The organism is Saccharothrix sp. NBAS 001 (assembly GCF_056640475.1).
The window spans coordinates 2,694,578-2,714,032 of record NZ_CM153251.1; the positions used below are offsets into that span (position 1 = coordinate 2,694,578).

A 19,455-nucleotide genomic window follows, 5' to 3' on the forward strand; every position below is an offset into this window, starting at 1 on the left:
CGATCATGGCACCCGAGATCCGGCGGTCCCTCGTCCTGCACTCCCGGTCTCGGCGTGACCCGCACCTGCTGCTGCGCCGGATGCTCGACCGGGTGCCGCCCGGCACCGCGCCCACCGCGCCGGTCGCCGAGCTGGAACGCCGGATCGCCGGGCTGCTCGGCAAACCCGCCGCCCGGTACTTCCCGTCCGGGACGATGGCGCAGCAGACCGCGCTGCGGGTGCACGCCGACCGCCGGGGCCGCCGCACGTTCGCCGCCCACCCGCAGACGCACCTCGCCAGGTGGGAGGAGCAGGGCCACGCCGCCGTGCACCACCTCGTGCACCGCCCGGTCGGCGACCATTACGAGCTGATCACCCTGGACGACCTGCGGCAGATCCGGGAACCGCTGTCCGCGCTGCTGCTGGAACTGCCGCAGCGCGAGATCGGCGGCCTGCTGCCCGCGTGGGACGACCTGGTCGCGCAGACCTCCTGGGCCCGTGAACACGGCGCGGCGGCCCACCTCGACGGCGCGCGCCTGTGGGAGTCGCAGCCGTACTACGGCCGTCCGCTCGACGAGATCGCCGCCCTGTTCGACACCGTCTACGTGTCGCTCTACAAAGGGCTCGAAGGGGTGCGCGGCGCGGTCCTGGCGGGCGAGGAGGACGTCATCGGCGAGGCGTCGGTGTGGCGCACCCGGCTGGGCGGCAACCTGGCCGACGCCTGGCCCGAGGCGGTGGCCGCGCTGATCGGCCTGGACGAGGTGCTGCCCCGGATGGCCGAGTTCGTCGACCACGCCCGCGCGATCGCCGCCGCGATCAACGCCGACGGCTACGCCCGCACCCGCCCCGAGGTGCCGCAGGCGTCGCTGTTCCACGTCGTCCTGCCGGTGGCCGGGGAGGTCGTCTCGGCGGCGGCGCGGCGGCTGCTGGAGGAGACCGGCGTGGAGCTGCCCACCCACACCCGGGGCACGGGCGTGCCCGGCTGGTCGGTGCTGGAGCTGAGCATCGGCGCGACCGCCGCCGAGTTCACCCCGGCGGAGGTGGCGGGACTGATCCGCCGGCTTCGCTGAGCAACCGTGCCACCAGGTCCCGTTCCGCCGCGTTGCCGGCCAGCGCGAACGCCCGCCGGTAGGCCCGCACCGCCTCGGCGGTGCGGCCGAGCCTGCGCAGCAGTTCCGCCCGGACGCCGTGGAAGAGGTGGTGGGAGTCCAGGGACAGCCCGTCCACCAGGTCCAGCGCGACCGCCGGCCCGTCGACCTCGGCCACCGCGACCGCCCGGTTCAGCGCCACCACGGGACTCGGCGTGAACGTGGTGAGCAGGTCGTAGAGGGCGACGACCTGCCGCCAGTCGGTCGGCGGCGGGTCGCTGTGCACGGCGTTGATCGCGGCCTGGACCTGGTACGGGCCGGGCCGCCCGCGCCGCAGGCAGCGCCGCACCAGCTCGCGCCCCTCGGCGAGCGCCCCGGCGTCCCAGCGGGTCCGGTCCTGGTCGGCCAGCCGCACCAGCGCCCCGTCCGGCGTCGTGCGGGCCGGCCGCCGGGCGTGCACCAGCAGCATCAGCGCGAGCAGGCCCACCGCCTCCGGCTCGTCGGGCATCAGCGCCACCAGCAGCCGGCCCAGCCGCAGCGCCTCCGCGCACAGCTCGTCGCGCACCAGGTCGTCGCCGGAGGACGCCGCGTACCCCTCGTTGAACACCAGGTACACCACCGCGAGCACGCCGCCGAGCCGGTCGGGCAGCTCGGCCGCGCCGGGCACCCGGTAGGGGATGCGGGCGTCCCGGATCTTGTTCTTGGCGCGCACCAGCCGCTGCGCCATGGTCGACTCGGGCACCAGGAACGCCCGCGCGATCTCCGCCGTGGTGAGCCCGCCGAGCAGCCGCAGCGTCAGCGCCACCCGCGCCGCCGGGGCCAGCGCCGGGTGGCAGCAGGTGAAGATCAGCCGCAGCCGGTCGTCGGACACGGCGTCCTCCTCGGCCGGCTCGTCCCGGGCGCGCAGCAGCGCGGCCTGGGCGTGCTTGTCGTCCCGGCGGGCCTCCCGGCGCAGCCGGTCCACCGCCCGGTTGCGCGCGGTGGTGATGATCCAGCCGGCCGGCGCGGGCGGCACGCCGGTCCGCGGCCACCGCCGCACCGCCTCGGCGAACGCGTCCTGGACGGCCTCCTCGGCGATGTCGACGTCGCCGAAGACGCGGACCAGGACGGCCACCGAGCGCGCGTACTCCCGGCCGAAGACCTCCTCGACCGACGTCACCGGCTCAGCCGGCCCGGAACGGCCGGACCTCGGTCGGCAGCGTGGTCGCCACGCTGAGCCGGCGACCCCACTCCAGCGCCGCGTCGAGGTCCGGCACGTCCACGACGGTGAACCCGCCGACGTGCTCCCTGGCCTCCAGGAACGGCCCGTCGGTGATCAGCACGTCGTCGCCGGCGGGCCGCAGCGTCGTGGCCGACTCCGGCCCGTGCAGGCCGCCCGCGAACACCCAGACGCCGGCCTCGCGCATGTCGGCGTCCACCGCGCCGACGTCGGCCATGATCCGGTCCAGCACGGCGGGCTCGGGCCGGCCGGTACCGGACGGCTCGATCACGTTGAGCAGGTAGTGCGCCATCACGCCTCCTCGGAAGTGGTTCCGTCGCCCTCTACACGAACGGCCCGCGCCCGGATCGACACCGCCGGGGGAGGAATTTCCCTAGGGGAGCCCGACCAGCTTGCCGACCTGCCGGTTGTGCTCCAGATCGTCGTGCGCGCGCCGGATGTCCGCCATCGGGTAGGCGGTCACCGGGCCGGTCGACGCCGCGCCGGACGCCAGCCGGTCGAGGTGGCGCTGCAACACCTCGGCGGGCAGGTCCGAGCTCTCCCCGCCGTACGCGGTCAGCCGCACGCCCTTGGGCAGGTAGCCGATGGGGTAGAAGTCCGGCACGGTCCACTCGTTGGACAGCATCCCGGTGAAGCACACCGTGCCGTGCACCCTGGTGGCGGCGAGCGTGTCCGGCAGGGTCGGCGTGCCGACCAGCTCCAACGCCGCGTCCACGCCGTCCGGGTACAGCGCCCGGACCTGGTCGGCGACCTTGCCGTCGTCCACCAGCGGGTGGTCGACGCCGTGCGCGCGCAGCACGTCCAGCCGGCTGCCGCTGCGGGTCGTGGCCAGCACCGTCGCGCCGATCTCGCGGGCCAGGGTCGTGGTGGCGAACCCGAGCGCCGACGTGCCGCCCCGGATCAGCAGCGTCTGCCCGGCCCGCAGGTCCAGGCCGGTGGTCAGCGAGCCGTACGCGGTCTGCACCGTCTCCGGCACCGCGCCCAGCACCTCCCACGGCAGGTCCGAGCGGAACGGGACGAGCAGCTCGCGCGGCACCGCCGTGTACTCGGCGTACCCGCCGTCGAACACCCGGCCCATGCCGCCCATCATCGCCGCGACCTGCTGCCCGCGCGGCAGGTCGCAGTCGCTGTCCACCACGCCCACCGCCTCGATGCCCGGCACGCGCGGGAACACCACGCCCTGCGCCAGGCCGAGCCGGGTGTGCAGCTCGGAGCGGTTCAGGCCGAACGCGCCGACCTTGATCCGCACCCACCCGTCCGGCGGTTCGGGCACCGGCAGCTCCACGACCGCCAGGTTCTCCACCGGGCCCGGCCCGCTGAGCACGACCGCGCGCATCGTCGTCACGAGTGGTGCTCCCGGACCTTGGTCAACATCCGCACGAGTTCCTCCCGCTCCTCGGCCGCCAGGGGGGCCAGGAGCGCGTCCTGCGCGGCGGCCAGCACGTCCGTCAGGTGCCGCAGGTGCGCCGCCCCCGCCTCGGTGAGCGTGACGACGTTGCGCCGCCGGTCCTCCGGGTCGGGGGAGCGCCGCACGAACCCCCGTTCGGACAGCTCGTTCACCGTGGCGACCACGTCGCTGCGGTCGACCCCGCCGCGCCGGCCGAGGTCGGCCTGGCTGGCCGACCCGAACTCCTCCAGCGCCGCGAGCAGCGAGTAGTGGTAGCGGCGCGCGCCCTCCGCGCCGAACCCGTCCGCCACCAGCCGCTGGGCCAGCACGGCGACCTGGTTGAGCAGCCAACTCGGCGTGCCGCGCAGCCGCGCGGGTGCACCCCTGGGATCCATGCGGCGCAGTCTAACCACTCGTTGGTCATACCAACGATCGGACGGGCTGGCGCAGCACCGTCCGCAGCTTCGCGGGCTCGGTCCGGCGCGGGTCGCCCAGGTACACCTCGTGGTGCAGGCCGCCGAAGTCCAGCCCGTTCGCGGCCAGGAACCGGTCGTGCAGCTCGGCCAGCAGCGGCGCTTCGTCGTCGTAGGAGCCGATGTGCAGGGCCTGCGCGCTGCGCCCCTCGTGCAACACCAGCCACCGCACGTCGGCGATCGCGGGCAGTTTCTTCTTCGCCGTCGCCGCCCGGACGGCCTCCTCGACCGCCTCGGGCGTGATCCAGTCCGGCTGGCCGATCAGCATCGTCCAGTGCCACGAGTCCTTGGCGCGCACGGTGAACGCCGCCGGGTCGTCGGCCCACCACAGCCCTTCCAGCGGCCCCACCACGAAGTCCCGGCCCTCGCGCTTGGCCGCGAACTTCAGCATGTACGCCACCGCGTAGAGCGCCTCGACGGCCTCGGCGTAGGCGGGCGCGGTGTTGGGGTTCCCGGTCCCGTCGATCGCGACGAACCGCTGTTCGGGCACGTCCACCAACGCCCACGCGGTGTTCTTCGGCGCGTAGAACTCTTTGAGTTCGCGCTTGAGGTCGTACGGCGGCATCAGCGTTCTCCTGTCCCCAGCGAGGCCCGGTAGTCCGACAGCCAGGCTCGTTCGGCGGCGATTTGGCGCAGCGAGTAGTCGAAGATCGCGCGGACGAAGTCCGGTGCGGGCCGTTCGGCGGCGGCCCGCACCTCGCGTTCCCGCTCGGCCAGCGCGGCGGCCCGGCGGTCCAGCGCGGGCAGCAGGCGGTCGGGTGGGACCGCCGGCAGGTTCGCCAGGCCGACCAGCACCGGCGGGAACACCGGCCGGGGCACGGCGATCGCCTCCTCGGCGGCCTCCGCGCACGCCGCCCGCCCCTCGTCGGTCGCCGCGAACACCTTGCGCCGACCCGCCCCCGGGCTCGGCGGCGGGCCCGCGTCGGAGCCGGCTTCGGCGACCAGGCCGCGGTCGCGCAGCCGGCCCAGCAGGTAGTAGATCGAGCTGAACCCGATCTCGGTCCACTCCCGCATCCCGCGCGCGGCGATCACCTCGTCCAGTTCGTAACCGTGCCGGGGCTGCTCCACGAGCAGGCCGAGCAGCGTCAGTTCGGCGGGTGTCAACGCGACCATGCCGACTACTCTAGTACTAGAACTCCAGTACTGGAACACCAGGGGTCAGGCGTGCGGACCCGCCGTCACCGGACCGAGCACCAGCTCCGGCCGACCCTCCAGGAACTCGCCGACCCGCTCGACCGCCGCGTCCAACCCGCGCCGCTGCACGGCCGTCAACGCGCCCAACGCCTCCACCGTCACCGTGATCCGCCTGCCCGACCGCTTCTGGTGCCACACCCCGGCGACCACGCCGTCCACCAGCAGCACCGGGTAGTTCCCGGCCTGGCCCCGGTTGAGCGCCCGCTGCCACGCCGCCCCCGGGAACAGGTCCGCGCGCGGGTGGCTGCCCACCACGAACGAGTCGAAGTAGGGGAGCAGCAGCACCCCGCGCGGCGGCTCGTCCGGCCACTCCACGTCGCCACGCACCACGAACCCGCCCGGCACCTCCTCGACGTCGGCACGCGCGAACACGTCGTTCACCCACCGCTGCGGCGCGCTCAGCCACCGCGCGAAGTGCGCCGGCGTCGCCGGGCCGAAGGAGTGCAGGTAGTGGTGCAGCAGCCGGACCGCGCCCTCCGGGTCGGGCGCGACACCGGGCAGCCACCGCTGCGGGCTCGTGTACGCGGTCTTGCGCCCCTTGTTGGGCGCGAAGCACATCGCACCCCGGTAGGTCGCCGGGACCATCGCGGCCATCCAGCGCGGCCACTTGTCCTGGAACGCCTCCATCACCCGCTCACCGGCCCACGGACCGGTCCGCGCCACCACCTCGGCGGTCAGTTCGTCGGCGGTCAGCTCCGCGTCGCGCAACGCGTCCGCGATCGCCGCCACCACCTCGTCCACCCGTGCGTCGGTCAGCACCGACGTGCGGTCGAGCAGCGGCTCCTGCGCGCCCAGCCACATCGGCAGGTCCTCGGTGGGCAGCAGGTGCACGGTCCCGCGCGGCCCGCGCGTCTTCACCAGCGTCCGGTCCACCCACAGCGCGTCGCGCACCTGGTCCCGGGTGATCCCCGGGATCCGCAGCCCGATCGACAACTCCGCCGCCGACAGCACCTGGGCGTGCGCGCCGCACATCGCGCGCACCACCTCGGCGGGCGTGGTGCCCGGCACGGTCAGGTGCTGCCGGGCCATCCGGCGCGCGACGACGTTCACCGGCCCACCTTCGCGAAGAACACCGACAGGTCCGCCGCGAACACGCCCGGCACCTCCATGGCCACGAAGTGCCCGCCGGGCCGCGCCTGCGGCCAGTGCACGATGTCGTTGTGCCGCTCGGCCAGCCTCCGGACCCCCGGCGGACCGCTGTACAGGCCGGTCGGCACCGCCTTCTGCCCCCGCGGCCAGCGGAACCGCTCGTTGCCGTACATGAACCACGACGACGACCCGGACGTGCCGGTCAACCAGTAGAGGGTCACGTTGGCCAGGATGAGGTCGCGGTCCACGACCTGCTCGGGCACCTCGGCGGTCGGGGTGAACTGCTTGAGCTTCTGGGTCAGCCACGCCAACAGGCCCACCGGCGAGTCGTTCCAGCCGTAGGCGAAGGTCTGCGGCGCGACCCGCAGCAGCGCGTGGTGGTCGACCGTGCCGTGCGACCACTGCGCCATCTGCGCGAAGAACCCCGCCTCCTCCTCGGTCAGGTCGTCGTCGTCCTCGTCGGGGAAACCGAGCCCGCCGTTGACGTACACCCCGACCACGTTGTCCGGCGCGGCCACCGCCACCTCCGGCGCGATGTACGCACCCAGGTCGCCGCCCTGCACCCCGTAGCGGCCGTACCCCAGCCGCGCCATCAGCGCCGCGAACACCCGGCCCGCGGCCGCCACGTCGAAACCCTCGCCGGGCGCCTGCGAGAACCCGAAACCGGGGACGCTCGGGACCACCAGGTGGAACTCGCGCAGGTGACCGATCGCCTCCACGAACTCCACGAACGAGTTCGGCCAGCCGTGCACCAGCAGCAGCGGCAACGCGTCCGGGTTCGCCGAGCGCACGTGCAGGAAGTGCACGTCCAGCCCGTCGATCGCGGTGACGAACTGGGGGAAGGCGTTGAGCCGCGCCTCCTGGGCGCGCCAGTCGAACCCGGAGCGCCAGTACTCGGCCAGCCCGCGCAGGTAGTCGGCCGGCACGCCCCGCCGCCACCCGTCGCCGGGCAGCGGCGGTGCCCACCGGGTGCGGTCCAGGCGCTCGTGCAGGTCGTCCAGGTCGGCCTGGGGGATGTCGATGCGGAACGGTCGGATCTCGGTCACGGACACCACGCTAGACACCGACTAGGACAGCTCACGTCCTAGATCGGCTTCCACTACCGTTGCCCCGGTGTGGATCGAGGAAGACGCCGCGGTGGGGGAGTTGCGGGCGCGGGTCCGCCGCCCCGCCGACGGGCCGGACCTGCCGGGACTCGTGCTGGTCGACGGCTCCGGCAACTCCGCGCTGGAGGACCACGGCGAGTGGCCGCGCCGGGTCGCCTCGTGCGGCGCGGCCGTGCTGTGGCACGACAAGCCCGGCTGCGGGCCGTCACCGGGCAACTGGCGCGACCAGTCCCTGGCCGACCGCGCCGCCGAGGCGCTCGCCGCCGTCGAGGTGCTGCGCGCGCGGCCCGGCGTCGACCCGGCGCGGGTGGGGCTGATCGGCTGGAGCCAGGGCGGTTGGGTGTCGCTGCTCGCCGCGACCGGCGGACCGGTGGCCCACGTCGTCACGGTGTCCGGCCCGGGCATGTCCATGGCGGCGCAGGAGCGGTGGCGGATCGCCCGGTCCCTGGAGCGGGACGGGGTGTTCGCCGACGAGGCCATGGCGTGGGTGGACGAGCGCACCCGCCGCCTGCGCGCCGGCGACCCGCCCGAGCACGTCCTCGCCGACCAGGAGCGCTTGCGCGACCGGGCCTGGTACCCGCAGGTGTCGCTGATCTACGACCTGCCCGCGCGGCTGGCGTTCTTCGCCCGCAGCATGGACGTCGACCCGGTCGACCTGCTGCCGCGCCTTGACGTGCCGCTGCTCGCGCTGTTCGGCGGCGCGGACGACATCATCCCCGTGCCCGAGAGCGTGGCCGCGTTCGCGCCGCACACCACCGGCCTGGCGGTGTTCCCCGATGCCGACCACAGCCTGTTCACCGGCGAACCGACACCCGGCTTGCCGCGCGAGGATCGGATCGCACCGGGATTCTTGCCGATGCTCACGGCGTTCCTGGCCGGCTGAACTCGGCGATCACCAGACCCGGCAACGCCTCGAACGTGCCGGTGCGCCGGAAACCCAGCCCCTCGTACAGGGCGATCGCGGGCACGTTCGCCGCGCCCGTGGCCACCGTCGCCGGGCCGCCCCCGGCCAGCACCGCCGACACCAGCGACCGGCCCAGGCCGCGCCGGAAGTGGTCCGGGTCCACGCACAGCCGGTCGATGTCGAGGACGCCGTCCACCCGCGACCACGCCACGAACCCGGCCAACCCGCCGTCGACGTGCACGCCCAGCCACCGCAACGGCCAGGTGCGCATCTCCCGCCACGTCTCCGACAGCGCGGGGATCCCCGTCGACCCGATCAGCGCGGCCTCCACCGCGTAGGCCCGCAACCCGATCCGGTGCACCGCCCGCGCGACGCCGTCGTCCGACAGGTCCAGTTCGATCACACCGCACGCTCCACAACGGACACCCGCCGCGACGCGATCCGCCGCACGACGACGGTAGTGCACGCCGGCCCGGACAAGACGTCGTCGCCGTTGGGCCGGAGGAACCCCCGTGGTCCTAGGATCCGGAGTCGGCCGGAGGGAACACGTTCAGCGGTGCAGAGCAGTCTCCTGCTCAAGGCGCGACAACTTCTCGGGGTTGCGAACGAAGTACAGCCCGGTGATCAGGCCGTCCTCGGTCCGCACCGCCAGGACGCCCTCGACCTGCTCGCCGATCCGCATGATCAGTGCCGGGTGCCCGTTGATCTGCGCCGATTCCACCGACGCGACGCCCGCGAGCCGGCCCAGCCCCACCGTCAGCAAGGCGGCGACCGCCTCGACGCCCACGATCGGCTCCAGCGCGGCCTGGACGACCCCGCCGCCGTCGCTCAGGAAGACCACGTCCGGGGCGAGTTGGTCGAGCAGACTCTGCAGGTCCCCGGTGTCGACCGCTCGTCGGAAGGCGTGCAGCGCCGCGCGGTTCTGGGCCTGGGACACCGCCTCGCGCGGGCGCCGCGCCGCGACGTGGTTCCGGGCCCGGTGCGCGATCTGCCGAACCGTGACAGAAGTCTTGTCGACGGCCGCGGCGATCTCGTCATAATCCAGGCCGAACACCTCCCGCAGCACGAACACCGCGCGCTCGGTCGGTGTGAGGGTCTCCATCACCAGCAGCATTGCCATCGACACGCCCTCGGCCAACTCCACGTCCTCGGCGACGTCCGGCGCCGTCAGCAACGGCTCGGGCAGCCAGGGGCCGACGTAGGCCTCCTTACGCCGACGCAGCGCACGTAGCCGCATCAGCGCCTGGCGGGTGGTGACCCGGACCAGGTACGCACGCGGGTCCTGCACGGCGTCCTGGTCGATCTTCACCCACTGCAGCCAGGTCTCCTGCAGGACGTCCTCGGCATCGGCGGCCGAGCCGAGCATCTCGTAGGCGACGGTGAACAACAGGTTCCGGTGGGCGATGAACGACGCGGTGGCCTGATCGGCACGTCCGCCCTCGGCCTGCGGCTCCGTTTCCGCGGCTCGGTCACTGCGCTCGCTCATCCCGGCTCCATCCGTGCTGGATCTTCCCATTGCCGCACACCAGGTGCCGACCGCGCAGGCTGCGTGACACCCGTCGACAGTGACATGGGTCACGCGGCTGCGCTGTCACGCTGCTCGGGTCGCCGGCACCTCCTGGTCGATTCACCGCACCGACGACACGCAAGGAGCACACACGATGACGGCCCGTTTGAACCTGTTCGGCAACCCGGAGGCGACCGCGGCCAAGGCCGCTGCCCAGTTCGGCGCGGCGAGCAAGACGATCCTCACCGAGTCGGCCCTGCCGGGCTCGACCCAGAAGCTGGTGCTGCTGCGCGCCAGCCAGATCAACGGCGACGCCTACGCCACCGACGTTTGGACCAAGAACGCCGCGGCCGCCGGTGAGAGCACCACCCGCATCAACCTGGTCGCCACCTGGCGCGAATCCACGACGTTCACCGACGCCGAGCGCGCGGCGCTGGCGCTCACCGAGGAGGGCACCCACATCGCCTACGCCGCAGGCGGCGTCAGCGACGAGGCCTGGACGGACGCCGCCAAGCACTACGACGAAGACCAGCTGCGCGATCTGGTGGTGCTCATCGCCCTGATCAACGCGACCAACCGCATGAGCGTGATCGTTCGGCAGCCCGGCGGCGACTACGCGCCCGGCGGCCTCGGATAGCGCCCGATCGACCCTCCGCGCGGAATCTCCCTCCCCCGAGTAAGGACACGAACCATGGAAGCCCGTTTCAGCCTGCTGGACAACACCCTCGGCGCCAAGATCGCCAAGCGGATCTACAACGTCGCCCTGGCGATCGTCGACTCCCCGCTCCCGCAGGCCACCCAGAACCTGGTGATGCTGCGCGCCAGCCAGATCAACGGCTGCGGCTTCTGCGTCGACTACCACGCCAAGGACGCCACCGCCGCCGGCGAGAGCGCCGACCGCCTGCACCTGGTCGCGGCCTGGTACGAGTCCGCGGTCTTCACCGACGCCGAACGTGCGGCACTGGCCCTCACCGAGGAGGGCACCCGCATCGCCGACACCCGCCACCCGGTGTCGGACGAGACCTGGAACCAGGTGCGCAAGCACTACGACGACGACCAGATCGCCGCCCTGGTCTCCCTGATCGCCATGATCAACGCCAACAACCGGCTCAACGTGATCGTGCGCAACCCCGGCGGCTCCTACCAGCCCGGCCAGTTCGCCGACATGGCCGACTGACCTCGCGGCAGACCGGCCACCATCCGGCCTGGGGCCATCCGCGCCCCGGGCCGGCCTTCACCGGCGGACTCAAGGAGGCGCTATGAACCTCGCACTGTTCTTGCCGCCTGTCCGACGGGCGCACGACCAGGGGTTCGGGACTGGCAGGCTTCATTGATCGAGTGTTCGGTATTCCTGGTTGGGGTTCACCGGCCGTGATCGCCGGGGGCGTAGGTCTTCCAGGTGCCGCCTGCGTCGGTCCGGACTCGGGTGACGTGCTTGTTGTGGAAGCCGAGCGCGTCGGCGATGACGGGTGCCGGTGCCTGGAGGGGGTACGGCCGGAGTAGGCCCGGAACCTGCCGTGGCGGTCGTGACCGCTGATCGCTGCCCTGGCGTCGAGGGCGCCGCGCTGACGCCGGAATCGGCTGGCCAGGGTGCGGTCGTCGCGCTGGTGATCATGTGGAGTGTTCCGGGTGGCGTCGATCGATCGCACCGCTTGCCCACGGTTCACGGGGAGGGAATGAACCGTGCCCTTACCCGTGCCCTTGCCGCTCTTCCTGCCACGTGGTCTCGGCCGGCAGCGTCAGACGCGGTTGTCACGTCCACCCTGCCATCGGGAATTGAGGGCTCATGCACGCACGCGACCGGGAACCGGCCGGCACGTCCCGATCACAACCGGGGCGGACGCCCATCCGGACCGCCGCCGCTGCGGCGATGCCGTTCCGTCCGGCCATGCCGCAGACCCCGCAGGCGATCCTGCACCTGCAACGCATCGTCGGCAACGCCGCCGTGGTCCGCCTCGTCGAAGCCCGGCGGCGCGACAGCACCGACCTGCGCGAGGACAACGGGCCGGTGCAGCGCTCGGCCGTGCCCGATGTTCTGCGATCACCGGGCCGTCCCCTCGACGACGACAAGCGTACCGAGATGGAAGCCCGGCTCGGCGCGGACTTCTCCGACGTGCGCCTGCACACCGACACCGCGGCCCGGCGTTCCGCCGCCGGGATCGGCGCGGCCGCCTACACCTCGGGCAACCACGTGGTCATCGGCGACGGAGGGGGCGACGACCACACCTTGGCGCACGAGTTGACGCACGTCGTGCAGCAGCGTCGGGGACCGGTGGACGGTACCGACCACGGCGACGGGCTGCGGGTAGGCGACCCGTCCGACCGCTTCGAGCGGCACGCGGAGCAGACGGCGACGCGGGTGATGAACGCGCCGCTGCCGGTGAGCCGCGCCGTCGGGTCACGTTCCGGTGGGGCGCACTCCGGTGCCGTCGTTCAGCGCACCGGGCCTCCGAGGAAGAAGGCGAAGACGGAGCAGAAGGGACCGAGGACCGGGTTGCGGGAGAACCGTGACAGGTTCCTCGCCGTGCTCAGGAAGTTGTTCGCCGCCGACGGCTGGCAGCTCGACACGGGCTCGGAGCGCATGGGCGCACAGCCCGACTTCACGGCGGCCCGGACGGCTGAAGACGGGTCGTCGGCGATCGCCCCGGTCGGCTTCGACGGACGAAGGGAGGAACAGGCGCTGCGGTGGATCTCCACTGTGGCCAAGAAGCACTTGGAAACACTCGCCGAACAGCACAACAGGGGTCTGCAGCCGAACCGGGAACACGACCCCGGGCCGGTGGAGGTCCAGTCGGCGATCGACAAGGACGTGTTCAACGCAGGGAAGTACAGGCTCTACCTGGCGGCCAACACGATCGAGTCCAACAACGCCCTGAACGACCTGAAGCACCAGTTCCACGGCGACACCAAGGCCATGCTGCGGACGATGATCACGGCCAACCGCGCCGCCCGGAGGGCACCGGCCGCGTCGACGTCGGAGCGTCCCAAGGACTTCCGGTCCCACCGACACGGCGACAAGGCCGAGCACCGGCTTCTCGACGGCGGGGAGAACGACGAGGGGATGATCAAGCGTTACGAGAAGGTGGTCCAGGCACTGGACGTCGATGTCCGACTTCCGCAGAGAGTCGAGAAGACGCAGATCGACAAGCACCCCGACAAGGGCCTGCATGCCGAGCGCCGACTCGTCAAGCTCGTCCGGAAGGTGCCGGACTTCATCGCCGGGACCAAGCGGCCCTGCATCACCTGCTACGTCCACCTGTATCCGGGGGGCTCCGACAAAGTTCGTCCGGGGAAGTTCAGCACGCGCCGGTACTACAACGTCAGGGTTGTCGAGTTCAACGACGTCACGGTCGACAACTACCAAGAGCTGGCCGTACAGTTCTACGAACGGATCAAGGATGCCAAGATCGGCGCCACCTACACCAGCCGCCTGCGCAACCCGGGCACCACGGGCATGACCGCGCACGGCGTCGACGGGTACAACTCGGACTCGGACAGTGACGAGGAAGATTCCGGCACCAAGAGGGAGACCGCGCCTACCGCACCAGGGCGATGAGGGCGCCGTCGGTCACGAACCGGCGCAGGCTGCGGAACACCAGCCCGCCCACGGCCTCCCGGGTTCCGGGGGTCGGGACTGGCAGGCTTCGTTGTTCGAGTGTTCGGTATTCCTGGTTGGGTTCACCGGCTGTGATCGCCTGGGGCGTAGGTCTTCCAGGTGCCGGTGTCTGGAGGACGAGTTGGCGTAGGGCTGCCACCCGGATTGCCTGGGCGGGAATGCCGAGTTGGCGAATGAGCGGCAGCAGCGTTCGGACGTGGAGCGGTTGACTTGCTCGCGTGCCGGGGAACAACCAGCGGCTGCCGGAATCGTTGGTGTTGTCGGAGTCGCGGCGGTGGCTCGCGAGCGGCGCAGCTGGTGGCGCGCTACCGGCACGAGCTGACGCGCACCGTCGGTGTCACCACGACCTGCGCCTGCGGCACCGACCTCGGCGCGGCCGAGGACGCCCGGCGGGCGTCCTCGCCACCGTCTGCGACGGCCCGCGTCCTCCCGCAACGATCAGGAGTCCAGCAGCGGGATCAGCTGTTCCTCCTCGTAGGCGAGGTGCTCCTCCAGCTCGGCGATCAGCCCGTCGACCCGCTCCAGCAGGCCGTCACCGTCACCGCCGACGACCTCCCGCAGCTGCGCGAGCAGCACCGAGACCCGCTCGTGCTGCTCGCGCAGCCGGTCGAGCACGGCCGCGATCTCCGGGTACCGCCCGCCGAGCGCCGGGAACATCCCGCTGTCCTCGACCCGGTGGTGGAACTCCAGGCCCTGGCAGAAGGTCAGGCAGTTGACCCGCAGCTGCGCGCCCAGCCGGGGACCGGCCGCCGCGACCTCGGCGCGGATGGTCGCCAGCTCACGGCGGAACGCGTCGTGCACGACGCGCAGCCCTTCGCCGAGCGATTTCACGTCCGGTGGCCCGGGAACGGTCTGCTGCAACGCCACCACGGGGATCACCCGCCGCGTCTTGGCCTGGTACTCGCCCCAGCCGGGGTCGGACTCGACCGCTCGCGCGAACAGCCGGTCGCGCTCCTCGCCCGCCAGCACGGCGGCCTTGGCCTGGTAGGTGAACACCCCGTCCTCGACCGTCGCGACCGGGTCGGCGAGCAGGTTGTGGTACCAGGCGGGGTGCTTGTCGGAGCCGCCGGCCGACCCGATCACCAGGATCCGGTCGCCGTCGGGCAGGTAGCCGAGCGGGATCGTGTGCGGGCGGCCGCTGCGGGCCCCGGTCGTGGTCAGCAGGATCAGCCGGGCGTTCTCGAACCACCCGCCGACCTTGCCCCGGTTCGCCCGGAACTCCTCGATGATCTGCTTGTTGAAATCCACTGCCACAGGTTTTCCCTCCTCCGGATCGACTGGAACGAACGTCGTCCGCGGCTTCGGCGCGGTGTCCGGAGAAAACGGCGGGCCCCTGGCCCGCCCCGTGCTCAAACCTGAGCCGGGTGCCCGTCTCGGTAGTGGCCCAAGGCCGACCCGGCAGTCACGGGCGCAACGGTAGCAGACCGGGTGATCACCTGCGGCGGGCGCCGGCGATCAAGGACCGGACCGCCCAGCCGAAGTCCGCGTCCTCGGGCGCGTGGCCGTGCAGGTGGCCGAACGGGTGGGCGTTGAGCAGGAGTCCCAGCAGCAGGTGCCACAACGTCCGGTAGGCGCGCAGCGCGTCCACGTCGGACAGACCGGCCGCGCGCAGTTGGGCCACGCAGTGCTCGGCGATGGGGCGGGCGTCGTCCAGCGCGTATTCGCCGCCCGCGATGACGTGCGGCCCCCAGGGGTGCTCGGTGAGGTAGCCGCGCATCGACTGCCACTGCGCCACCACCTGGTCGACCGGGGCCAGGTCGGGCGCGTCGACCAGCGGGTAGCCCGCGGCGAGGTCGCCCGCGAGCAGGCCCAGCAGTTCGTCGCGGTCGGTGATGTGGCGGTACAGCGACGCCGGGCCCGCGCCGAGTTCGCGGGCGACGCGGCGCACCGTCAGCTCGGCCAGGCCCTCGCGGTCGGCGACCCGCCGGGCGGCCTCGACGATGCCGGCGCGGCTGAGCACGCGGGGGCGACCGGGTGGGCGCGGCGGGTCGCCTGGCACGTGACGTCCTCCTCTTTGCGAACAGGGTTCGCAAAAGTGTAGCGTCGGGTTTTGCGAACGGCGTTCGCAAACTCGGGAGGGGAGTTCATGGACGTGACGGTGCAGCGGCCCCCGACGGCCGTGCTGACCGCGGTCTCGTTGGCCGTGCTGTCCTACGGGCTGATGCAGACGATGCTCGTCCCGGCGATCGGCGCGGTGCAGCGCGACCTCGACACCGGACCAGCCGCGGCGTCGTGGGCGGTGCTGTCCGCGCCGCTGCTGGCCGGCGCCCTGCTCACCCCGCCCGCCGGGCGGCTGGCCGACCGGTACGGCCGCAAGCGGGTGCTGCTGTGGGCGCTGGCCCTGCACCTGGCGGGCACGCTCGGCGCGATCGTCGCACCCGACATCGGCACGCTCATCGCGTGCCGCGCGGTGCAGGGCGTCAGCCTCGCGCTGCTGCCGCTGTCGCTGGCCGTGGTGCGCGAAGCCGTGCCGCCCGACCGCGTGCCGTTCGGCGTCGCCCTGCTCGCCAGCCTGTTCACCGGCACCGCCGGGGTCGGGCTGCTGCTCGGCGGTCTGCTGTCCGACCACGCCTCGTGGCGGTGGCTGTTCGTCGTCGGCGCGGTGGTCGTGGCGGCGGCCCTGGTGGCGACCGCGACGTCCGTCCCCGCGCGCCGCCCCGGGCCGCGCCCGACCGCCGGCAGCGGCCGCGCGCTGCTCACCCACCGGCCGCTGGCCGTCGCGCACCTCGGCGCGTTCCTGTTGGGCGTCAACCAGTTCATGCTCTACGCCCTGCTGCCCCGGCTGGCCGATCACAGCTTCGGCGCGTCCGTCACCGGCGCGGCGCTGATGCTGCTGCCCGGCACGGTGATCACCATCCCGGCGAGCTGGTCGGTGGTCCGGATCGGCCGCGCGTTCGGCACGCGCGTCCCGTTCGTCGTCGGCTTGGCGCTGGCCGCCGGGGGCGCGGCACTGCTCGCGTTCGCGCACGGCGGCCTGGTGCAGGTCGGCGCGGTGTACCTGATCAGCAGCGTCGGCTACGGCCTGGCGATGGCGGCACTGCCGCGCCTGGTCAACGAAGCCTGCCCGGCCGAGCACTCGGGCGCGGCGAACAGCGTCAACGCCGTCGCCCGCACCATCGGCGGCGCGATCGGGGGACAGCTGGCCGCGTTCGCCCTGGCCGCGTTCACCGTCCCGGCCACCGGAGCCCCGACCGACACCGCCTACGTGGTGGCGTTCCTGGTCGCCGCCGCCGTCCTGGTGCCCGCCGTGCTGATCGCCCGCCTGCGCACCACGCCCCCCGAACCGGTGACGCGTTAGCCCGGCGCACCCGTGAACCGCGCCGCCGCCGCGCGGAGGTCCGCCATCCGGGGCAGGCCGGCGTCGGCGACCGCGCCGAGCGGTTCGAGCAGCGTCGACACCGACCGCCGGTCCGCCGAGGCCATCTCCTCGCGGCCGGGCGCGTACCGGCCCTGGACGCCGGCGAGCCGGAACCGCTCGCCGGTCCCCTCGAACCGGACCACCGGTCCGGCGTCGAACAGGATCGCGCCCTCGCCCAGGTCGCGGTACACGTACACCTCGGCCCGGCCGGGGTCCGCGCCCGCCAGGAACCCGACCAGGTCGAGGTCCGGCCCGTACGCCCGGATCGCGTCGTTGTAGAACACGCCGCGCTCGAAGTAGAGCTTGAACTCCAGGCCGCCCGGCCCCCACTCCTCGTCCAGGCAGAACAGCTCGAAACCGTCCGGTGAGCCGGACCGGTCGGCCACCGACGAGTCGACGTGGCCGTAGTCGAGCTTGGCGACGTCGACCAGGTCCGGCAGGGCCGCCAACGACCCGGCGCGCAGGTACGCCCACAGCACGTCGACCGGTCGCGGCGGCCGGGTCCGCAGGATCACCCGACCACCGCCACGGAGGTCGTCCGCGTCCCGGGCTCCCGACTGCCGCACGTCATGCCGCGACCCTACGTCCGCCCCACGACAGTCCCGGGTGGACGGTCCCGCACGGGGTCAGCGGTCCAGCGACCACTTCGCGTCGCCGTCGGTCACCGAGCCGTCGGCGAAGGACCCGGTGGTCGGGTTCGGCCACCGGCCACCGGGGAAGCAGCTGTTGTCGACCGCCTCGCCGTGCAGCCCGATCAGCTGCTGCGCCTGGGTGCCCAGCGCGGCGGTCAACGCGCCGACCGCCGCCCAGATCAGCCCGCTGTTCACGCCCGCCTCCTCGACCACCAGCGCCGCGCCCGCCCACGAGAACACCGCCGAGCCGAACGCCGCGATGGCCGTGACCATCGCGGCGATGAACTTCACCACGATCACCGCGATCGCGACGTAGAAGGTCAACCCGACCCCGGCGCACACCTGCAACGCGGTCGCGGTCTTGTCGGCGATCGTGCCGATCTTCCCGGCGGCGTCGCCCTGCGGCTTGATCACGCCCTTGTACGCGGTGGCCGCCGGTCCCGCCCACGACGTCGCGGCCGGCATCGCCTCCGGTTTGAGCTGACCGGTCACGCCGTTGGCCACGCCCCGGATGTCCTGCCAGTCGAAGGCGTAGGCGAAGAACGACACCGGCGCGGCGACGCCCTTGAGCACGTCGGTGATCTTGTCCCAGATCCACTGCGCCAGCTCGGTGATCTTCCGGGCGCACCACAGGATGGCGTCCTTGACGAAGCCGGGGATGTACCAGTGGTCGACGGCGGCGCTCGCCGCCCCGGGCACCTCGCCGATCCTGGCCGAGAGTCCCGCCATCCCCTCGTTGATCTTCTTGACCGTCTCGGCGAACTGCGCCTCGCTGAAACCCACGACGGGCCCTCCTAGTAGATGTCGTTCATCCGGTGCACCCCGGCGGCTTCCTCGTCGTCGTAGGTGGTCGCGACCGAGCGCAGCGTGGCGCCGATGTCGGTCATCGCGCGCGCCCCCTCCCGCGACCGCTCGACGACCTGGTCCATCACCTGGTGGTAGGTGTCGAAGACGACCTGGAACAGCCCGGCCTCGACGCGGTCGAGGCGCAGCGCGTCGACCATGGGCACGAGCCCGCCCATCCGGGCCGCCTGCTCGTCCCACACCCCCGCCTCGCCGCGCAGGGCGTCGGTGGCGGCTTTGACCTGCTCAGTGTTCGGCGGGGCCATGCCCGCCTCCTTCCCGGTTCAGTCGGCGAGCTTGCGCGGGTCGGACAGGTAGGCCATGGCCTCGGCGAACAACCGGTCCAGCGGACGGCCGGGTTCGGGGTTGGCCGGGGGGACGGCGAGCTTGCGCCTGGCGGCGGCGAGCGCTTCGCCGAGCGCGGTCATCAGGCTCGCGGCGCTCTGCGAGGCCACCCAGCGCTCGTCGGCGGCGCAGGAGGTCAGGCCGGTGGCCGACAGCGTCACGGTCAGCTTCCCGCTGCGGTCCGCCCCGCTCGCGCCGCTCGGCGCCGGCGGGGTCGCGAACGCCTCCGCGGTGTCGAACGCCTTGAGGACGTCCTCCACGACCTCGCCCAGCGGGCGCGACGCGACGTTTCCGGTGTTCCCGACGGGCGCGCGGAGCGCGGGCGGGATCCGTCCCGGCGCGTTCGCGGCGTCGGGCCGCCCGGCGTCGACCCGGTCGGCGCGCCGCTGCCACCCGTCCGCGGCGAGCGACTTCGTCCACGCCTCCATCCGGTCGGCCACGGCGGTCTGGAACGCCTCCACGACCGCGCCGCCGAACGCGGAGGGCGTGATCCGCCGGTCCCAGCCGGTGTCCACCCGGAACGACGCGGGCAGGCCGTCCGGGCCGAGCACGACGTGCACCGTGCCGGAGCCGTCCGAACCCTCGGCCCGCGCGGGCGCGTGCGCCTGGGCGCCGTCGAGCAGTTCCCGCACGGTGGTCGCGTACTCCTGTATTCGCGCGAGTCGGCCCATTAAGTCGTCGCTCACCCTGTCCGCCTTTTCCTCCGGCGCGCCCC

General features: G+C 72.9%; 22 protein-coding genes. 6 read left to right on the forward strand and 16 right to left on the reverse strand.

The window, feature by feature from the left end; genetic code table 11:
• The first annotated feature begins 5 nt into the window (after positions 1-5).
• Positions 6-1,049: a threonine aldolase family protein gene (locus AC0HI0_RS11255; RefSeq protein WP_480932247.1), complete on the forward strand. Its 1,044-nt coding sequence runs from the start codon at positions 6-8 to the stop codon at positions 1,047-1,049.
• On the opposite strand, the gene AC0HI0_RS11260 is transcribed toward AC0HI0_RS11255, so the two are convergent.
• The 8 genes from AC0HI0_RS11260 to AC0HI0_RS11295 all read right to left on the reverse strand — a co-directional run bounded on the left by AC0HI0_RS11260 (position 1,006) and on the right by AC0HI0_RS11295 (position 7,484).
• Positions 1,006-2,226, reverse strand: coding sequence for an RNA polymerase sigma factor (locus AC0HI0_RS11260; protein ID WP_480932248.1), 1,221 nt, complete (start codon positions 2,224-2,226; stop codon positions 1,006-1,008). The genes AC0HI0_RS11255 and AC0HI0_RS11260 overlap by 44 nt on opposite strands.
• A gap of 4 nt (positions 2,227-2,230) precedes the next feature.
• Positions 2,231-2,578: a YciI family protein gene (locus AC0HI0_RS11265; RefSeq protein ID WP_480932249.1), complete on the reverse strand. Its 348-nt coding sequence runs from the start codon at positions 2,576-2,578 to the stop codon at positions 2,231-2,233.
• Positions 2,579-2,659: 81 nt separating this feature from the next.
• Positions 2,660-3,622: a zinc-binding dehydrogenase gene (locus AC0HI0_RS11270; protein WP_480934287.1), complete on the reverse strand. Its 963-nt coding sequence runs from the start codon at positions 3,620-3,622 to the stop codon at positions 2,660-2,662.
• Positions 3,623-3,627: 5 nt separating this feature from the next.
• Entirely contained in the window at positions 3,628-4,068 is a 441-nt protein-coding gene (locus AC0HI0_RS11275) for a MarR family winged helix-turn-helix transcriptional regulator (RefSeq protein WP_480932250.1), read from the reverse strand.
• A gap of 25 nt (positions 4,069-4,093) precedes the next feature.
• Positions 4,094-4,711 (reverse strand): GyrI-like domain-containing protein, encoded by a 618-nt coding sequence (locus tag AC0HI0_RS11280; protein ID WP_480932251.1) that lies wholly within the window; start codon positions 4,709-4,711, stop codon positions 4,094-4,096.
• A complete protein-coding gene (locus tag AC0HI0_RS11285; protein ID WP_480932252.1) occupies positions 4,711-5,259 on the reverse strand; it encodes a PadR family transcriptional regulator in 549 nt (182 codons plus the stop codon). The genes AC0HI0_RS11280 and AC0HI0_RS11285 overlap by 1 nt, the downstream gene beginning before the upstream one ends.
• Positions 5,260-5,304: 45 nt before the next feature.
• On the reverse strand, positions 5,305-6,390 hold the full coding sequence (locus tag AC0HI0_RS11290) for a winged helix DNA-binding domain-containing protein (protein ID WP_480932253.1): 1,086 nt from the start codon (positions 6,388-6,390) through the stop codon (positions 5,305-5,307).
• Positions 6,387-7,484: an epoxide hydrolase family protein gene (locus AC0HI0_RS11295; RefSeq protein ID WP_480932254.1), complete on the reverse strand. Its 1,098-nt coding sequence runs from the start codon at positions 7,482-7,484 to the stop codon at positions 6,387-6,389. Before AC0HI0_RS11295 ends, AC0HI0_RS11290 begins: the two co-directional genes overlap by 4 nt.
• A 58-nt stretch (positions 7,485-7,542) precedes the next feature.
• On the opposite strand from AC0HI0_RS11295, the gene AC0HI0_RS11300 reads away from it, so the two are divergent.
• Positions 7,543-8,418, forward strand: a complete 876-nt coding sequence (locus tag AC0HI0_RS11300) for an alpha/beta hydrolase family protein (protein ID WP_480932255.1) — start codon at positions 7,543-7,545, stop codon at positions 8,416-8,418.
• Here AC0HI0_RS11300 and AC0HI0_RS11305 read toward each other — a convergent pair.
• Positions 8,396-8,842, reverse strand: coding sequence for a GNAT family N-acetyltransferase (locus AC0HI0_RS11305; protein ID WP_480932256.1), 447 nt, complete (start codon positions 8,840-8,842; stop codon positions 8,396-8,398). The genes AC0HI0_RS11300 and AC0HI0_RS11305 overlap by 23 nt on opposite strands.
• Positions 8,843-8,989: 147 nt before the next feature.
• Complete coding sequence (locus AC0HI0_RS11310) at positions 8,990-9,925, reverse strand: RNA polymerase sigma-70 factor (protein ID WP_480932257.1); 936 nt, start codon at positions 9,923-9,925, stop codon at positions 8,990-8,992.
• Between the two features lie 175 nt (positions 9,926-10,100).
• Here AC0HI0_RS11310 and AC0HI0_RS11315 point away from each other — a divergent pair, with 175 nt between their 5' ends.
• From AC0HI0_RS11315 to AC0HI0_RS11325, 3 genes are all read left to right on the forward strand, one after another.
• Positions 10,101-10,583 (forward strand): carboxymuconolactone decarboxylase family protein, encoded by a 483-nt coding sequence (locus tag AC0HI0_RS11315; RefSeq protein ID WP_480932258.1) that lies wholly within the window; start codon positions 10,101-10,103, stop codon positions 10,581-10,583.
• 54 nt (positions 10,584-10,637) lie between these two features.
• On the forward strand, positions 10,638-11,123 hold the full coding sequence (locus AC0HI0_RS11320) for a carboxymuconolactone decarboxylase family protein (protein WP_480932259.1): 486 nt from the start codon (positions 10,638-10,640) through the stop codon (positions 11,121-11,123).
• 831 nt (positions 11,124-11,954) lie between these two features.
• Complete coding sequence (locus AC0HI0_RS11325; RefSeq protein ID WP_480932260.1) at positions 11,955-13,502, forward strand: eCIS core domain-containing protein; 1,548 nt, start codon at positions 11,955-11,957, stop codon at positions 13,500-13,502.
• A gap of 498 nt (positions 13,503-14,000) precedes the next feature.
• Here AC0HI0_RS11325 and AC0HI0_RS11330 read toward each other — a convergent pair whose 3' ends face one another.
• Positions 14,001-14,816, reverse strand: coding sequence for a nitroreductase/quinone reductase family protein (locus tag AC0HI0_RS11330; protein WP_480932261.1), 816 nt, complete (start codon positions 14,814-14,816; stop codon positions 14,001-14,003).
• A 178-nt stretch (positions 14,817-14,994) separates the two neighbouring features.
• Positions 14,995-15,561 (reverse strand): TetR/AcrR family transcriptional regulator, encoded by a 567-nt coding sequence (locus AC0HI0_RS11335; protein ID WP_480932262.1) that lies wholly within the window; start codon positions 15,559-15,561, stop codon positions 14,995-14,997.
• 51 nt (positions 15,562-15,612) lie between these two features.
• Between AC0HI0_RS11335 and AC0HI0_RS11340 the strand changes: the two genes are divergently transcribed.
• Entirely contained in the window at positions 15,613-16,860 is a 1,248-nt protein-coding gene (locus AC0HI0_RS11340; RefSeq protein ID WP_480932263.1) for an MFS transporter, read from the forward strand.
• Here the strand turns inward: AC0HI0_RS11340 and AC0HI0_RS11345 are convergent.
• The 4 genes from AC0HI0_RS11345 to AC0HI0_RS11360 form a co-directional block, all read right to left on the reverse strand.
• Positions 16,857-17,435, reverse strand: coding sequence for a hypothetical protein (locus tag AC0HI0_RS11345; protein WP_480932264.1), 579 nt, complete (start codon positions 17,433-17,435; stop codon positions 16,857-16,859). The two genes, AC0HI0_RS11340 and AC0HI0_RS11345, sit on opposite strands and share 4 nt — an antisense overlap.
• Positions 17,436-17,546: 111 nt before the next feature.
• Positions 17,547-18,335 carry a hypothetical protein gene (locus tag AC0HI0_RS11350; protein WP_480932265.1) on the reverse strand — a complete coding sequence of 263 codons (789 nt, stop codon included), beginning with the start codon at positions 18,333-18,335 and terminating at the stop codon, positions 17,547-17,549.
• 11 nt (positions 18,336-18,346) lie between these two features.
• Positions 18,347-18,661, reverse strand: coding sequence for a hypothetical protein (locus AC0HI0_RS11355; RefSeq protein WP_480932266.1), 315 nt, complete (start codon positions 18,659-18,661; stop codon positions 18,347-18,349).
• 18 nt (positions 18,662-18,679) lie between these two features.
• Entirely contained in the window at positions 18,680-19,426 is a 747-nt protein-coding gene (locus AC0HI0_RS11360; RefSeq protein ID WP_480932267.1) for a hypothetical protein, read from the reverse strand.
• Positions 19,427-19,455: the final 29 nt, after the last annotated feature.

Coding starts and splice junctions, on each gene's coding strand:
- AC0HI0_RS11355 (WP_480932266.1), bottom strand. CDS start 18,661: ATGGCCCCGCCGAACACTGAGCAGGTCAAAGCCGCCACCGACGCCCTG.
- AC0HI0_RS11270 (WP_480934287.1), bottom strand. CDS start 3,622: ATGCGCGCGGTCGTGCTCAGCGGGCCGGGCCCGGTGGAGAACCTGGCG.
- AC0HI0_RS11255 (WP_480932247.1), top strand. CDS start 6: ATGGCACCCGAGATCCGGCGGTCCCTCGTCCTGCACTCCCGGTCTCGG.
- AC0HI0_RS11310 (WP_480932257.1), bottom strand. CDS start 9,925: ATGAGCGAGCGCAGTGACCGAGCCGCGGAAACGGAGCCGCAGGCCGAG.
- AC0HI0_RS11320 (WP_480932259.1), top strand. CDS start 10,638: ATGGAAGCCCGTTTCAGCCTGCTGGACAACACCCTCGGCGCCAAGATC.
- AC0HI0_RS11285 (WP_480932252.1), bottom strand. CDS start 5,259: ATGGTCGCGTTGACACCCGCCGAACTGACGCTGCTCGGCCTGCTCGTG.
- AC0HI0_RS11315 (WP_480932258.1), top strand. CDS start 10,101: ATGACGGCCCGTTTGAACCTGTTCGGCAACCCGGAGGCGACCGCGGCC.
- AC0HI0_RS11265 (WP_480932249.1), bottom strand. CDS start 2,578: ATGGCGCACTACCTGCTCAACGTGATCGAGCCGTCCGGTACCGGCCGG.
- AC0HI0_RS11275 (WP_480932250.1), bottom strand. CDS start 4,068: ATGGATCCCAGGGGTGCACCCGCGCGGCTGCGCGGCACGCCGAGTTGG.
- AC0HI0_RS11280 (WP_480932251.1), bottom strand. CDS start 4,711: ATGCCGCCGTACGACCTCAAGCGCGAACTCAAAGAGTTCTACGCGCCG.